Annotated in this window: 13 protein-coding genes; 10 read left to right on the forward strand and 3 right to left on the reverse strand. The window is 53.4% G+C overall.

From position 1 onward, the window contains the following. The 3 genes from APH36_RS23280 to APH36_RS23285 all read right to left on the reverse strand — a co-directional run. Positions 1-959: GspE/PulE family protein (locus tag APH36_RS23280; RefSeq protein WP_177337125.1), on the reverse strand; the 959-nt coding region annotated here is incomplete at its 3' end. Between the two features lie 9 nt (positions 960-968). Next, complete coding sequence (locus APH36_RS31150) at positions 969-1,247, reverse strand: hypothetical protein (protein ID WP_023383799.1); 279 nt, start codon at positions 1,245-1,247, stop codon at positions 969-971. Continuing rightward, positions 1,248-1,679, reverse strand: a complete 432-nt coding sequence (locus APH36_RS23285) for a lytic transglycosylase domain-containing protein (RefSeq protein ID WP_023383800.1) — start codon at positions 1,677-1,679, stop codon at positions 1,248-1,250. A gap of 48 nt (positions 1,680-1,727) precedes the next feature. On the opposite strand from APH36_RS23285, the gene APH36_RS23290 reads away from it, so the two are divergent. The 10 genes from APH36_RS23290 to APH36_RS23335 all read left to right on the forward strand — a co-directional run. Then, a complete protein-coding gene (locus APH36_RS23290; RefSeq protein ID WP_023383801.1) occupies positions 1,728-2,690 on the forward strand; it encodes a tetratricopeptide repeat protein in 963 nt (320 codons plus the stop codon). An 825-nt stretch (positions 2,691-3,515) separates the two neighbouring features. Further along, positions 3,516-4,700, forward strand: a complete 1,185-nt coding sequence (locus APH36_RS32170) for a hypothetical protein (protein WP_177337126.1) — start codon at positions 3,516-3,518, stop codon at positions 4,698-4,700. Between the two features lie 245 nt (positions 4,701-4,945). Then, entirely contained in the window at positions 4,946-5,362 is a 417-nt protein-coding gene (locus tag APH36_RS23300; protein WP_023383803.1) for a hypothetical protein, read from the forward strand. Beyond that, on the forward strand, positions 5,359-6,519 hold the full coding sequence (locus APH36_RS23305; RefSeq protein ID WP_041925803.1) for a hypothetical protein: 1,161 nt from the start codon (positions 5,359-5,361) through the stop codon (positions 6,517-6,519). The genes APH36_RS23300 and APH36_RS23305 overlap by 4 nt, the downstream gene beginning before the upstream one ends. 12 nt (positions 6,520-6,531) lie before the next feature. Beyond that, positions 6,532-8,124 carry a conjugal transfer protein TraN gene (locus tag APH36_RS23310; RefSeq protein ID WP_218187328.1) on the forward strand — a complete coding sequence of 531 codons (1,593 nt, stop codon included), beginning with the start codon at positions 6,532-6,534 and terminating at the stop codon, positions 8,122-8,124. 256 nt (positions 8,125-8,380) lie between these two features. After that, on the forward strand, positions 8,381-9,400 hold the full coding sequence (locus APH36_RS23315; protein WP_060500578.1) for an IS30 family transposase: 1,020 nt from the start codon (positions 8,381-8,383) through the stop codon (positions 9,398-9,400). A gap of 124 nt (positions 9,401-9,524) precedes the next feature. After that, positions 9,525-9,989, forward strand: coding sequence for a membrane protein (locus APH36_RS23320; RefSeq protein WP_041925804.1), 465 nt, complete (start codon positions 9,525-9,527; stop codon positions 9,987-9,989). A gap of 279 nt (positions 9,990-10,268) precedes the next feature. Beyond that, positions 10,269-12,062 (forward strand): helicase-related protein, encoded by a 1,794-nt coding sequence (locus APH36_RS23325; protein WP_224459422.1) that lies wholly within the window; start codon positions 10,269-10,271, stop codon positions 12,060-12,062. Positions 12,063-12,076: 14 nt separating this feature from the next. After that, positions 12,077-12,718, forward strand: a complete 642-nt coding sequence (locus APH36_RS23330) for a hypothetical protein (protein WP_023383808.1) — start codon at positions 12,077-12,079, stop codon at positions 12,716-12,718. Positions 12,719-12,798: 80 nt separating this feature from the next. Next, on the forward strand, positions 12,799-14,063 hold a 1,265-nt coding region (locus APH36_RS23335; protein WP_060500579.1), incomplete at its 3' end, for a collagen-like protein.

Raw genomic sequence — 14,063 nt, forward strand, 5'->3', positions numbered from 1 at the left:
ATATTGCCTGTGACAGGCGGCAGCCCATTCTTTTTCAACCACATGCGCTCTACGTCATTAATAGGTAGCCATTCGTGTTCTATATCAGTCCGAAGAGTCTGCACAAGTCGCTGAGCAATCACACCAATGAGTACAGACGCAAGTGTTTGGGCATCGACCCCAAGATCAACGATGCGAGGTACAGCTTGTGCTGCACTATTGGAGTGCAATGTGGCAAAGACCAAGTGGCCGGTGTTTGCAGCCTGAATGGCAATCTGTGCGGTTTCCTGGTCACGAATCTCACCAATCAGAATAACGTCCGGATCCTGACGCAACAGGGCCCGTAGACCCAATGCGAAACTGAGCTGGGGCGTTACGTTGATTTGGACAAAGCCCTTAACTACATACTCAACCGGATGCTCGATAGTACAGATGTTGAGCGTACCGTCGTTGATGGCATTGAGTGCTGCGTACAGTGTCGTGGTTTTACCTGAGCCGGTTGGGCCGGTGACAAGGATCAGCCCTTGAGGTTCGTTGATCATCTCGCGGAATGCGTGCTCGACCAGAGGCGGCATTCGAATTCGGTCAAGGCTCATCGACGCGTTTTCTTGGTCGAGCAACCGGCATACGATTTTTTGCCCATTGTGACTTGGAACCAAGCTCACACGGACCTCCAACTCCAGTCCCGGGTATCGCAATCCGATACGACCATCGAGGGGGATTTGATGCTGCGAGAGGTCCATGGTGGCCCGCGATCGAATTTTCGTATCGATCATTTTTCCCATAGCAGGCTCTACAGTTTCAAAATGCCTCAGCTGACCGTCTTGCCGTAGCTGAATATGCACGTGACCTTGAACCCACTGGAAGTGAATGTCCGGGACTTTATTCTCGGCGGCCATCCTGAACAAGTCGTTCAAATAGGTTGCCGCCGGTTTATCTGCCGGGGAGTTGTAAATAAAAAGATCTGGTTCCTTTGCCACAGTCAGCTCCTATTTAGCCTGGCCGGTAGTGCAGTTGAGTTCTGGGCCATAGAACAAGCGCGAAATGAAACTTTGCACGGATTTATCAGCCGCAATGCTCCAAATCAACAAGTCAATACGCGAATCTGTACTAAGGTAGTTCGTACCTGCCCAACGAACTGCATCAAAAACAACTCGGACCGGTAAAGCGCCACGCTCGACGCGTTCACACGGTTCCTCCGGGGATACCGTGTACAAAATCCAGCCAAATAGAAGAACAGCAAAAAAACTGCTGAATAGCTGTTTCATTTACAAACCACCGTAGTTATTCATGACTTTCTGAATGTAAATCCGCTGACTTTTCTCATTAGGGCTGTTGTATGCGCCAACCGCTTTCCAAACATGGCCGTGTGAAGCGATGTTACTTGCTAGGATCCAGGCGCCGACATTCGCGCTAACACAGCGATCTAACAGCTCCTTCTCACCAATACCGTATTTCGATAGCTTTGGAAGCCAAGAGGAATTGATCTGCATCAATCCGATATCCCAGGTCCCATCGCTATTTTTTTGGCTCACTACGTCTGCTTTGCCCGGTCGGTTCTCGGTGACCTGAATGGCGCGGAGTAGCTTCTCGCTGACCCTATATCGCGCAGCCGCCTCGGCGAAGCAGTCCGCGTGGGAGGTCGTAGGAAGCCAGGCCAATGCACCTATCAGGAGAAAAGGGAGGGATAGTTTTTTCATGCGCTAGAGAATACATTACGCGTACCAATAAACAAGGTGTATCCGCTAATGCATTCACTGAATCGACTGCCGATCCTGTTGGCGCTCCCTCTAGCGTTCGTGAGCCTCACCTGTGCTGCAAGCAGCGCCCAAGACACGTCAGCAGCTGCATACTTCAGCAACGAAGCAGCAGCAGGGGGCGCCGACCTCCCAGACATCTCCACTGCTATGAAGGGCCTCCTTTCAACCGCCCGGGAGGGTGGCGAAGTACTTCGGACTTGGGCAGCCTACAAAGCTGGGGACAAAGCTGCACTGCCGAAGCTCTTCGAGCTCGCCCAAGGCGGGAATAGCCGAGCACAGAACGTAGTGGGCTATCTGCTGGATCACGGTGAAGGGGTCAAAAAAGACAGCGCCGCCGCTGCAGCATATTTCTCTGCCGCCAGCTCTGACTACCCCCTTGCTCGGTACAACCTGGCAGTACTTACTTTGCTTGGCCGCGGTGTACCGAAGGACGAGACCAAGGCGATGGAGATGTTTGAGTCGTCAGTAAAGGACGCGTCTGTCGATCTTGCAGCTGTCCGCCTGTCGCTCTACTACCTCAACAAAGGCGACCATGACAAAGCCTGGACATGGGCAAATGAGGGCGCCAACCGTGGCAACGTGACAGCCTACTACCTACTTGGGCGGATGCTCTACGAACGCGGGGGGTACCAAGAGGCATACAACTGGCTGACGAAGGCAGCGCAAGCAAGCGAACCGAATGCACCCGCCATCCTCTCTGCGATGTACAAAAATGGCCAGGGGATGAATCAAAACGTGAAGATGGCCGCATCCTGGTGGATGATCTACGTCGGTCTGAACAAGGGAAAACCGGGCATGAACTCAGCGGGAATGTCGTCCTTCGGACTGACCGCCAAAGAACAGAATGACGCAACCAGCTTCGCAACCAACTGGCTATTGACACACAAACACATGAAGCGTCCTGACTACGACGCCACGCTGCTCCAGGCCAACAGAAACGACAAGTCGTGAGTCCATACGTACAGAGCTGTAGATAGCAGACCTAGCCCCACTATCGGCCACGAGATGAGGGCTATCCGCCAGTCTGCCCTCGATGGCCAGCAGTGCAAGACAATGGGACCTGCGAGAATCCACCAGGCCAGGTCCTCAAAAGCCAGTCCCCCTACCTGATTCGTGGTGCGCCATGAGGCGAGCGCATAGAGGACTGGCAGAGCTAACAAGGGTGCAAGAGCGGTAGCCCAAGCATTCGCCCATGTCAGGCGCTCGAACTCCACGGACCCAAGGATAATTTGATTTCCTTCTCGCCGAGGTATCAGGGTCATTCCAATGGGCCTAGCCCTTGTGAGGTAGCCCACCGCGAAATGGAAGAGTTCATGGCTGAAAACACCAACCGCCCTGAGCAGAGACGCTGCAAGGGATCGAGGTGGCAGCATTCGCACGACAAATGCCATCACAAGCATTGGCACCAGGTAACCCCCAGGGCTTGCCAGCAAAAAATTCTCCAGAGCACTGTATCGCTCCATAACCATCCATCATCCCTCGCGCTAATGAAATCCCATGAAAAGCGCTTTCAATACTGACAGTATTATGCTTATGTGTCATGCGCAGACGATGTACGCAACCATGTGTCATGCGATCGGCGTTTCTAAATTTCGACAATGCTCAGGCCGATCTGACATTGAATCAAGTGCGGTACATGAAGAGGCCAAGCAATCTCAACCGGGCCGTGGGCAGGGGTAGCGGATTGGTACGAGATGGCCTGTTGGGTCCGCATTGTCGCAGTCATGCTGGAAAGGAAGTCCTCACCATCCAGCATCCGATAGCAAGGTGAATGGGATGAAAAAAGGAAAACAACGGGTGCTAACTCTGGCGGGGTTATTGGCCGTAGCCGTTGGTGCTTTAGCCGACCCGCACTCGGAAGGTACCGAACTTGGAAAATCAACTTTAGGTAAACTCTCCTCTAATGTGACTTCAGCTAACGCTAAATCGATGCCTTTTTACACTGACACACCATCGCAATCCTCTCAATTTGGCAGCAGCTCACTTTTCACTGTTGGTACAAGCCGCATCAATAGTTGTAAAACTGAAGCTGACGGCCCTGATGCGATCGCGAATCAAGAGTGTGATGCAGTAAACTTCCTAGCAAAGAACCCATATGAACGCGTTAAAGTTGATGTCGACGAAAATGATCCGATAATCAGTGGCATTGGCGAAATCATCAATAATGCAAAACCCGATGAGATCACTGAGAGCTGCGGCACGAAGACGACTACTACGCCAGACATTTACTCAACAGAAGTGTGCAACGAGTACAACCTCAGCGATCAAAAAATCTGTTCAATGGGCCAGGTTGTGGACGTTGACACAAAGGCCAACTTCCAATGCAATGTCACCCAGAACGCACTAGAAACGGTATCGTGCGACAAGTACCTTGTGCTGTCCTGCCAACCCCCAATCGCAGGCTGCACAGGATCAGGCATCGCCGTAAACTCCGCAACGATCAGTAATGGCGCCTATCAGTTTACTCTGGTCGGCTCTGCCCTGACGATCGTCAATAACGTCACGGCCATCAATGAAGTGACAGAAGCAGACTTTAACTTTTTCATCGCAGGGCTTGACCGTGTCGATGAGTTCTTCATCAACGCCATACATTCCGACAACTATGTAGGCATTGCAGTCAATGGCATCTTTATTGGTGTACACGGCCGTGCATTTGGAGGCTGGAACGCGAATGCCACTAAGCTGGTTCAAGACACCAATTACAGCCCTCCTCATGCTCGGTGGAGTGACAATCCCGCCGACCACTACAAAGCAGAGACTGGCAATAATCTCAAAACAAGCGAGCATATCGACTTGATTCCATATTTGCGAGAAGGCTCGAACGTTATAAATATTAAAGTTCTCAATGGTAAAGGCCCAGGCTATGGGATGGTTTATATCACAGCGCACCAACAGTGCCCTCCAGAATGCGAGGAAACTTGGGTTGATCAGTGCTCATCGTATGAACAACGTTCGCTATAAACCCTCACCACTGAACTACCCCGCGTATCAGCGCATGTAACCCGACCAAACGTATGCTTATGAATCAGAAGCCCGCAGATCATCTGAACTGAGGGCTTCTTTGAGCGTAACCGGCGCCAGATCACTTGCGGATACGTTCCCGATGGCTAGTGGCGTTCAGCCGGCCTCCAATCTGCCAGATTGATTTCGATACCAAAGTGCCTTACATTTACGTGTAAAATACTGTCAGTATCCGGGAAGCCGAAATGCATTTCAGAGCCAAGCTGTTGTCCCTGTGCACCTCCTTCATCGTCCTCGCCGCCGCCCCATTCGCAGCGCACGCCGACACCTCAAAAGAAATTCTGATCGAAGCTGTGAAATCCGGACATGCATCCGCTGAGCTAACCGGTGACCAGGCTGACGTCTGGATGGCTCAAACCCATTCCCGTGAACCGATCATGGTGGAAGCCAAAGTCGTAGAGCAGTTGAAGCAGCCAGGCTGTGCTCGCGTAGCCATTCAGTTCACCCAGCAGATGGTACCGAAAGTCAATGGGGGGTCCGGACCACTTGAAGTTGGCTGGGGGATGAACGTCTGTGAGGACGGAGCGCCACCGGCAGACCCGAGTTTGTTCACTCAAGAACCGCAATCGGCGACCAAGGTCAACAAGGTCCAGTCCAAATGAAATCCAGAATCAATGGCCTGCTGACCTTGGCCGCGGCTCTCGTGCTGTCAACCACAGTTGTGGCTGATCCACACTCTGAGGGGACAGAGCTCGGCAAGGCAAACCTCAGTAAACTTTCCTCCAACGTGAGCTCATCCAATGCGAAGGCGATGCCTTTCTACACAGACACGCCATCGCAGTCTTCACAGTTCGGCAGCACATCACTATTCAACGTCGGTACCGCACGGATAAACACGTGCAAGACAGAGCCAGACGGCCCCGACCAGATCGCGAACCAAGAATGCGATGCTGTCAACTTCTTGGCAAAGAATCCCTACGAACGAGTCAAAGTTGATGTCGACGAGAACGACCCGATCATCAGCGGGATCGGTGAAATCATCAACAATGCCAAGCCAGGCGATATCACTGAAAACTGCGGTACCAAAACCACAACCACCCCGGACATCTACTCGACGGAGGTATGCAACGAGTACAACTTGAGCGAAGCAAAATATTGCTCAATGGGTCAAGTCGTTGATGTCGACACAAAGGCAAATTTTCAGTGCAATGTGACACACAACGCTATCGAGAACGTCACGTGTGACCGTTACCTCACCATGGCCTGCGAGCCGCCTATTGTAGGATGCGACAACGGAGGTATTGTGCCAGGAACCACACAATCCGACATGTACACTTCCTGGAAGCTGGCCAACTCTAACGGTACCTATGCGCTTCAGTTCGGCTCCATCGGTGACAACTACTGGCGCGATGGTATTTATCCGCGTTCGCTTGAGTTCGAAGTCAAAGACCCGACAATGCTCACCGAGTTTACGCTCGCATCCGTGTACTACGACGACTACATCCTGATCAAAATCAACGGTACTTATTTGTTCAGTGGTCCTTATGGCGGTACTGAGCTGTCCCTTTTCAGCAACGGCAAAGTTAACATCGGTGATGGAGTACAGCGCAACCGGGAGCTTGGTAAAAGCTGGGGGGCGAAACCAAACATCAATCTGATTCCTTACCTGGTGGCTGGTGTCAACAAGCTTGAAACGATCACAGCTGTAGGTGGCGGAGGCGAAACTTACATCACAATGTACGCTCGGATGCTGTGCAACGGCCCCTGCACCGAAACATGGACTGATCAATGTAGCGCGCTGAATGCTCGCGCTCAGTAGGGGTTATAACGGATGAGTATTAGAAACGTTTGGAAGAAACTGATTCCGCTAATGGTGTTAGTTTTTTTTGCAACCTTCTCCCATGCGGCTGACTGCCGTAAAACAGGGGAAACATGCGTAGAGGGCGCCGAAACCCGAAATATTGCGGGCAACTTAATCTACAAGGCTTGTTGGCGATATAGATCTACATACGAATGCGTGAAGCCTGACTCTGTTGATTATTGTGCCGCCATTTCGAAGGTCGCTGGCTGTTATCAAACCTCAACATCCTGCATTTCCACCGCTTGGAACGGCACGTGCCTGGTCGAGCAGCGAACTTATCGTTGCGACAATCCGGCCACACCAAAGCCGTCCGACACCATACAGTTGGACGACACCCATACGATTATCCGCGACGAGCTCGACACCAGCCAGTGCGACCCACTCGCTACAAACCCGCTGTGCTATATCGCGTCGCACACGTGCGTTGAGGGACCGGAAACCCGGGTCATCAACGGGTTGCCGGTCTATAAGGCATGCTGGAAATACAAGGACGACTATTCCTGCATCAACCCTGACAAAAAGAACGACTGCCAGCAATACGAGGACAAGGGCTGTAAGAAAATCGACCAGACGTGCATCGAGAGTACCGATCCGATCGGCTGCGTTATGTCCCAGATCACCTATAGTTGTATTACCAAAAAGGGTGAGACGACCACCACCGAGGATTGCAGCACGAAAGTCTCCTGCTACGAGGGTGTCTGCTGGGACACCAGCTATCCATCTGATAGCGATTTCGCCAAAGCTGTTGCAGCTAAAGAGGCAGCTCGTGAAGCCGGTGTGTATGGTTCGGACGGCGAACTGTTTGGCGGTGAAGATGAATCCTGCCGAAAAGGGTACGGTGGTATTAAAAACTGCTGCGGTAAAAGTAGCGGAGCTGAAACCAACTTCTCCATTATGGGCCAGGCAGTCTCTACTGTCGGAGGAGGCCTAGCTAGCTATGGCTCGAAATACATGTATGACTTTGCGTACAACAACGTCGAGTGGGTAAAACAAGGTGCTTCTGCTTTGGGGGCGGCGGCGCCATCTGCGCCAACACTTAGCTTCAGTGTCTACGGCTTGAGCTATGCCGTCGGTGGAACCATCCCTGCCACAGGTATGCTTGGTGGCCCTGTTTATGGCCTTGGCGGCGGCTTTTACTTCGACCCGTACAGCTTTGCGATTGCTGTCGCAATTCAAGTAGTAATGGAGCTCAAGTCCTGCGAGCCAGAGGAGCAGCAACTTGGGATGCATCGTGGCGCAAACCTGTGTCACCTGGTCGGTAGCTACTGCTCTAAAAAAGTCTTTGGTGCATGCCTCGAAACCACTGAGGCGTACTGCTGCTACAACTCTGTGCTTGCAAAAATCATCAACGAACAGGGCAAGCCACAGATAGGGAAGGGCTGGGGAACACCCGAAAGCCCTAGTTGTGGCGGATTTACAGTGGAGGAGTTCCAGCAAATTGACTTCTCAGCACTCGACCTCTCCGAGTTCGTAGATGATGTCATGAATGCAACCGTTCTTCCTGAGGTCAAAAACATTCAGGATGACATCTCACAAAAAGCCAGCGACAACACATACAACTAAAACGGAAACCCTCTAGAGCCCCGCAAATTAGCGGGGCTTTTTTTTGGCTGGGTGTGTCCGGGCAACCGATTAATACACGGCCTTGTGAAGGAAAAGAGAATGGGGCTTAAGAGATGATTTACACGGACCTATAACTGCCAATCAGTTTTTTTCGCCGCCGTTTACAAACCCGTGTGGCACATCCCGTGAGTGTAAAGCTAACCCAAGACCCAGGCGGTCTCAGTGACCAAGTGCAACACCCGAGGTAAGGTGCTGCATGACTACTCACTACACCCACTTGACCATCGAAGAGCGCGTAACGCTAATGATCATGCGTATGCAAGGCGCCTCGCTGCGAGCCATCGCCCAAGTTCTTGGGCGCCAACCCAGCACGCTGAGTCGAGAGGTGCGGCGCCAGTCGCAGCCTGGGCACTATGACGCCAGCACTGCCGGTGCTCGAGCCCGTGCCCTCAGACACGTCCCGAGGCGCAGCAAGATTCTTGCCCCTGGTTCTGAACTGTTCCAGGTCGTACACAGCATGTTGGCCAAGGGCTGGTCTCCTCAGCAAATTGCCGCCAGACTCAAGGACTACTGGCCTGATAATCCTGAGCGGCATGTGAGTCACGAAACGATCTACCTGACAATCTATGCATACCCACGCGGCGAGCTTAAGCGTCAACTCATTGGTTACCTGCGCCAGGGCGGCAGCAAGCGGCGTACTCGCAGCACTGCGCCAGCTCGGCGCGAGCGCTATCCAGCTGAACAGAATATTCGCTACCGGCCTGAAGAGGTCGAAGGTCGACAAGTGCCAGGTCATTGGGAAAGCGACCTGATCATGGGCGCGAACAATCGCTCGGCAGTAGCGACGATGGTCGAGCGCACGAGCCGTTTCGTGATCCTGGCCAAGTTGGATGCGCCCACCGCAGACGCCGCGCTAGAGGGGATGACGCGAGAACTTTCGCGGATGGCACCGGCGCTGCTGAAAACCATGACCCATGACCAAGGCAGCGAGATGGCCAAGCATCAAGAGCTGACAGCTCGTACGGGAATGAAGATCTACTTCGCTGACCCGCACAGCCCTTGGCAAAGAGGCAGCAACGAGAACACGAACGGCCTGCTCCGGCAGTACTTACCCAAGGGCACCGATTTGTCGCTGGTTAGCCAGGAGCGGCTGGACGAGATTGCCGACTTGCTCAACACCCGACCTCGTCAGACATTGGGCTGGAAATTCCCTGTTGAAGTGTTGACGGATCATCTGCAACTGCTGGCAACCAATCGGCTCAACACTATCAACTGAGTGTTGCACTTGGAACCTGAGGCCGCCCCATTCAGGATTGGATCACACCGTCTCGGCCGTCGCCGTCCTGTGCTCTTTCTAATTCGCACTATTAAAGCGAACAACTGACTTAAGGATAAAAATTATGAATAAAATTATCGCATCTCTGCTGATCGTCACTACTGCTGCAATGTCTGGTTGCGCCTCGAACATGACGAACCGGGATTACTCCCAAGCAACTGCCATGCAGAAGATGAAGGTTGAACTCGGTGTCGTCGACTCTGTTCGTGATGTCAAAATCAATGGGAAGCCCTCGCCAATCGGCGGCATGGCTGGTGGTGCCTTGGGCGCTATCGCCGGCAGCAATGGCGGTGGTGGTCTGGGACAACTGGCCGTGATGGTCGTCGCAGGTGCAGTTGGCGCCGCCATTGGTGCTGCGGTCGACAAAAAAGCCCACGATGCTGATGGGGTCGAGATCACCGTTAAAATGACCAGTGACGGTAGCTTGCAGGCGGTCACCCAGGCAAAAGATCCAGCTGAAACCTTCGCCCCTGGTGATTCGGTTCGCTTGATCACAGGCCAAACCGGCGACTCTCGGGTCAGCCACTAATGTTCCACCCAGCCCTAGACGACATCATTCGTCTAGGGCTTTTTTGTGCCGGCACCGGAACCAAGCGAGTGCTATTTGATTCTCTTGAGTTATAGTTACGCGTGACTATTCATATTCGATCATCAACCGCGAAATCAGATTATGCATGACATAGGCCGCCTCACACGCCTGGGGTTCACATCGCTGCCCGAGTGCCTTCTGACGGTACCGAAGGAATACAGGGATTTTCACGACCCCATTGTGGTGCTTCCCTTGCCTGACACTGGCGAAGCCTCGTACATGGCGCTCACCCTAATCGAGCGATCGATCTACGATCGCACCGGTGCGCCCTTGCAAGAGGCCAAAGGGGCGTTCCGCGGATTCGTCAAAGTGGTCGACGGGCGAGGTCAGCGTCTGCACATCAGCTTGATTGGTAAGCCTTCGATCGAACCCTGGATGGCGTACGACTTTGGCGCGACGGTGCACACCTACGGCGAGGTGGTCACCTATGAGGGCCGTCCCTCCATGTCCAACCCAATGGTCATACCCCCTGCGATGATTGGACGGGTGATGCCCGTCTATCAGGGAAAGCAGAATCAGGTGAGTGCTGAAGTTCTTGGTGAGGCCATCACCGCAGCGATGGCACACATCAACGAGGCAGCCTGCCTGCTCCTAGAACAGGCCCTGATGCACGAAGATGACTTCCGGAAGCTGACAGGCCTTGTCGACCCTGCTGACTTGCTGCGTAACCTGCACACGCCTTTGTCAGTGCGTGAGGGAGACGAGGCGGTGAGGATTGCCAAGGCCGTATGCATACAGGCGCTTGTTAATCGCGTTGAGGCTCATCGCAACCGACCAGCAGTGAAAGGAGCCCTCCTCCGAATCGACCGAGTCCAGGTTGCTGATTTAATCAGGCGTGCTCCTTTCTCGCCGTCTGCCGACCAGCTTCAAGCCATCGACGAGATCGTGTCAGACCTCAGGTCGCCCTATCCGATGCAGCGTGTCCTGTCGGGTGATGTCAGTACGGGCAAGTCATTCACGTTCATGGTTCCAGCTGCGGCAAGCTACCTCGCGGGGGCAAAGGTTGCCATCATCGCGCCCGGGCAAATCTTGGCGCAGCAACTGGCGGCCGAGTTGAGCAGCCTCTTCTACGAAATCCCCGTTGTCACTGTTGTCGGTCCGGTGGGCAAGACCAATATTGACCTGTCTGCGGGAATCGTTGTCGGCACCACTGCTGTGCTTTCTGCCGCCAAAAAAGCGGGGATAGTCTTCGACCTGGTCATCGCTGACGAGCAGCAACGATTCTCTGTGGCGCAACGGCAGAAGCTCATCGCGCCCCATACCAACTTCCTTGAATCAACGGCAACCGCGATTCCCAGAACGGTTGCACTGGTCAAGCTCGGAGGCCTGCCAATCTCAATTCTGAGGACCACGCCGGTACCGCGGGAGATCGTAACAAGGATCATCACGCACAACGCTAGGCAGAAGTTGCATGATCTCGTTATGCAGATCATCAAGCAGGGCGGACAAGCAGCGTTCGTCTATCCCGTCGTCAATGGTGAGGCTGAAACTCGCAATGCCGTGGAAGCCGCCTACGAGCGATTCAGGAGGAGCTTGGGAGACGACGTAGGCCGGGTCCATGGGGGAATGACGGATGACGAAAAGACTGACGTCATAAACAAGATGAAGGCCGGGCAACTGAAACTTTTGGTCGCCTCCACTGTGATCGAGGTAGGCGTTACCTTCCCCGGTCTGACTTTGCTAGTTGCAGTGAGCCCCGAGCACTTTGGTGTGGCTCAGTTGCACCAGCTCCGTGGTCGGGTAGCTCGTAAGGGGGGGCGTGGGTTTTTCATCATGTATCTGCCGAGCCCCATCAAACAGTCAGCGTCATCGCGCTTGCGACTTTTGACAGCCTGCAATGATGGGTTCGTGCTCGCCGAGAAAGATGCGGAGAGTCGCGGCTATGGTGATCTGAGCCTAGAGGGTGAAAAGCAATCTGGTGCCAATCGACCGTTGTTCTTCGGTTTACGGCTAAGTCATGGTGAAATCATGGCTGGCGCAGTCAAAGCGGGCCTCATACCGGCTCAGGAATAGGACAGGGGGACAAATTGGCCGCGAAATCAACACCGCTCGCTGTCAAGGTAGCGATTTACCAGCGACTACTCTCCGGGGACATAGCCCGCGACGTCGGCCGCATGTATGTCATCAGTATGCCAACCGTTTTGAAGTACGCTAATGATGCGGTTGCGGAGCTGCGCCTGCTTGAAGCGGTCGAGAGCTCTCCCATCCTGGTGGGCTTCTTAAGCCGCACCGTTAAAATCCAGTGCTACCAGTATGTGGATGACGAGGTAGTACGAGACCTGATGGCCCCGATCCTGGAGCCCTACCTGGGCCAGGCTGAGAAAATCAACTTCGCAAGCCGGGAGAGCGCTGATCAGCCATTGTCGACCCGCGTAAGCCGTACAACTGAAGAAGATTTTCAAGCGATCGTAGCTGAGATGTCGCAGTCATCCCACCCAGGCCTTACATCGTCGGCACTCCTACGTGACATTGTTGAGGACTACATTGCCCGGTACAAAGCCAACGGCCGGCCCCTACCACCCACCTTGGTCCACCAATCACAGACGCCGGCGCCAGTTGAGCCTGCAGCCCCAGCCCTCGATGGCAAAGCTCTCATGAAGGACCTGCAGTGCGCTCTTCGTGAGCAATTGCAAAAGCATGGTATCGAACTGCCACAGGGTGACGATTGATTTTCTAATCACGTGTCAAGCATTCCCCTTCGTAAGGCAAAGGCATCGCCGATGCCGTCACTCAATAGAAGGGGATATCCATGGGTCTCGCTCAAGCGCAGCTTCCTGCAACGTCCAAAGTCTCGATGCGTCACATTTACCTCTATACCCATCTGCTGATCGCGGAAGCGAACAAGCTGGGGCGACGGGTGCGTGTCATCTGGGCCAACATTAAAACTGCTTCGATTGGCCCGGATCAAAAGGTTGCTGGTGGGTTACTTCTGACCTTGCCTCTGACCGCTGCCATGGGTACTGATGAAGATCTCGAATTGATCCAAGGTCTACTCGACCATGAAATTCTCTGCCACGGCCTGCACACGGACTTTTCTGTTTTGATGAAGCCAGATATCTCCGGAACACTGCTGAACGTTCTAGAGGATCCCCGCGGCGAGCTATTGGCAAAGCCCCGCTTTCGTGGTGCCAACGCGAATATTCACAACACCTTAAAGATCCTGGTGAAAAGAGGAGTTTTTCACGGTCCAGTCGCTGGCCAAGAAACACCTCAGTCAATTCTCGTTGCCTGGTTGGTCACTGAGCTTCGTAGTGAGCTCCTTGAACAAACCTGTCTGAAGGACTTCGCTATCGCGTATCGCGCACTGGCTATTGCAACGTTCGGTGCACCTTTGGTTGAGCAAGTGAAGGCGATTGCTGTAAAGGGCTGCAATGCATCAGACACTCAGGGTGCGAACCTTGCAGCGAATGAGATTGTGGATCTACTCCAACTGACTAAGGACCAACAGAAGAGCCCCCCGCAACAAGGATCTGGTAGCCACAACCCGCAAGGTGAACCTGGTTCTCCGGGGCAACCAGGTAGTAATGGCCAACCCAGTACTCCCGGTAACATCTCCGACGCCATAAACCAAGTGCTGAACGCGAGCCAGATTGATTGTGGAAGCTATGCAAAAGGGTTAGAAGATGTCATCTGTTCCAGCCTGCCTGGCGTGAGTCAGAATCGGTTGGGAGGCTATCAGCCAGACGCCTCAAACGAGATGAAGGAATTGAGTCTTTCAAAGTCTGGTGGCTCATTTGAAAATCGTAGCCTTCTTCGGGCTGGCGCTCAGAAGACAGCTGCAATACTCTCAGCGACTTTCGAGGAACTCATAGAAACAATCACCCAAAATGAAGTATGGGCTGCAAGTGAAGGAAGGCTCAACACTCGAAAACTTTGGCGATACGCAGTGGGAGACGACCTAATCTGCACCAGAAGAAAGCAAGCGGAGGAGATTGACACCTGTTTCTACCTTTTGGGTGACGAAAGCTCTTCCATGGACAATAAATTTGGACCAATTCCAAAGAAGGATGAGAG

Origin of the sequence: Pseudomonas sp. NBRC 111133 (genome assembly GCF_001320605.1) — a bacterium.
Classification (GTDB): Bacteria; Pseudomonadota; Gammaproteobacteria; order Pseudomonadales; family Pseudomonadaceae; genus Aquipseudomonas; species Aquipseudomonas monteilii.

What these genes read in the sequence shown, in the direction of transcription:
- APH36_RS31150 (WP_023383799.1), bottom strand. Translation starts at nt 1,247, where the DNA reads ATGAAACAGCTATTCAGCAGTTTTTTTGCTGTTCTTCTATTTGGCTGG.
- APH36_RS23285 (WP_023383800.1), bottom strand. Translation starts at nt 1,679, where the DNA reads ATGAAAAAACTATCCCTCCCTTTTCTCCTGATAGGTGCATTGGCCTGG.
- APH36_RS23290 (WP_023383801.1), top strand. Translation starts at nt 1,728, where the DNA reads ATGCATTCACTGAATCGACTGCCGATCCTGTTGGCGCTCCCTCTAGCG.
- APH36_RS32170 (WP_177337126.1), top strand. Translation starts at nt 3,516, where the DNA reads ATGAAAAAAGGAAAACAACGGGTGCTAACTCTGGCGGGGTTATTGGCC.
- APH36_RS23300 (WP_023383803.1), top strand. Translation starts at nt 4,946, where the DNA reads ATGCATTTCAGAGCCAAGCTGTTGTCCCTGTGCACCTCCTTCATCGTC.
- APH36_RS23305 (WP_041925803.1), top strand. Translation starts at nt 5,359, where the DNA reads ATGAAATCCAGAATCAATGGCCTGCTGACCTTGGCCGCGGCTCTCGTG.
- APH36_RS23310 (WP_218187328.1), top strand. Translation starts at nt 6,532, where the DNA reads ATGAGTATTAGAAACGTTTGGAAGAAACTGATTCCGCTAATGGTGTTA.
- APH36_RS23315 (WP_060500578.1), top strand. Translation starts at nt 8,381, where the DNA reads ATGACTACTCACTACACCCACTTGACCATCGAAGAGCGCGTAACGCTA.
- APH36_RS23320 (WP_041925804.1), top strand. Translation starts at nt 9,525, where the DNA reads ATGAATAAAATTATCGCATCTCTGCTGATCGTCACTACTGCTGCAATG.
- APH36_RS23325 (WP_224459422.1), top strand. Translation starts at nt 10,269, where the DNA reads ATGGCGCTCACCCTAATCGAGCGATCGATCTACGATCGCACCGGTGCG.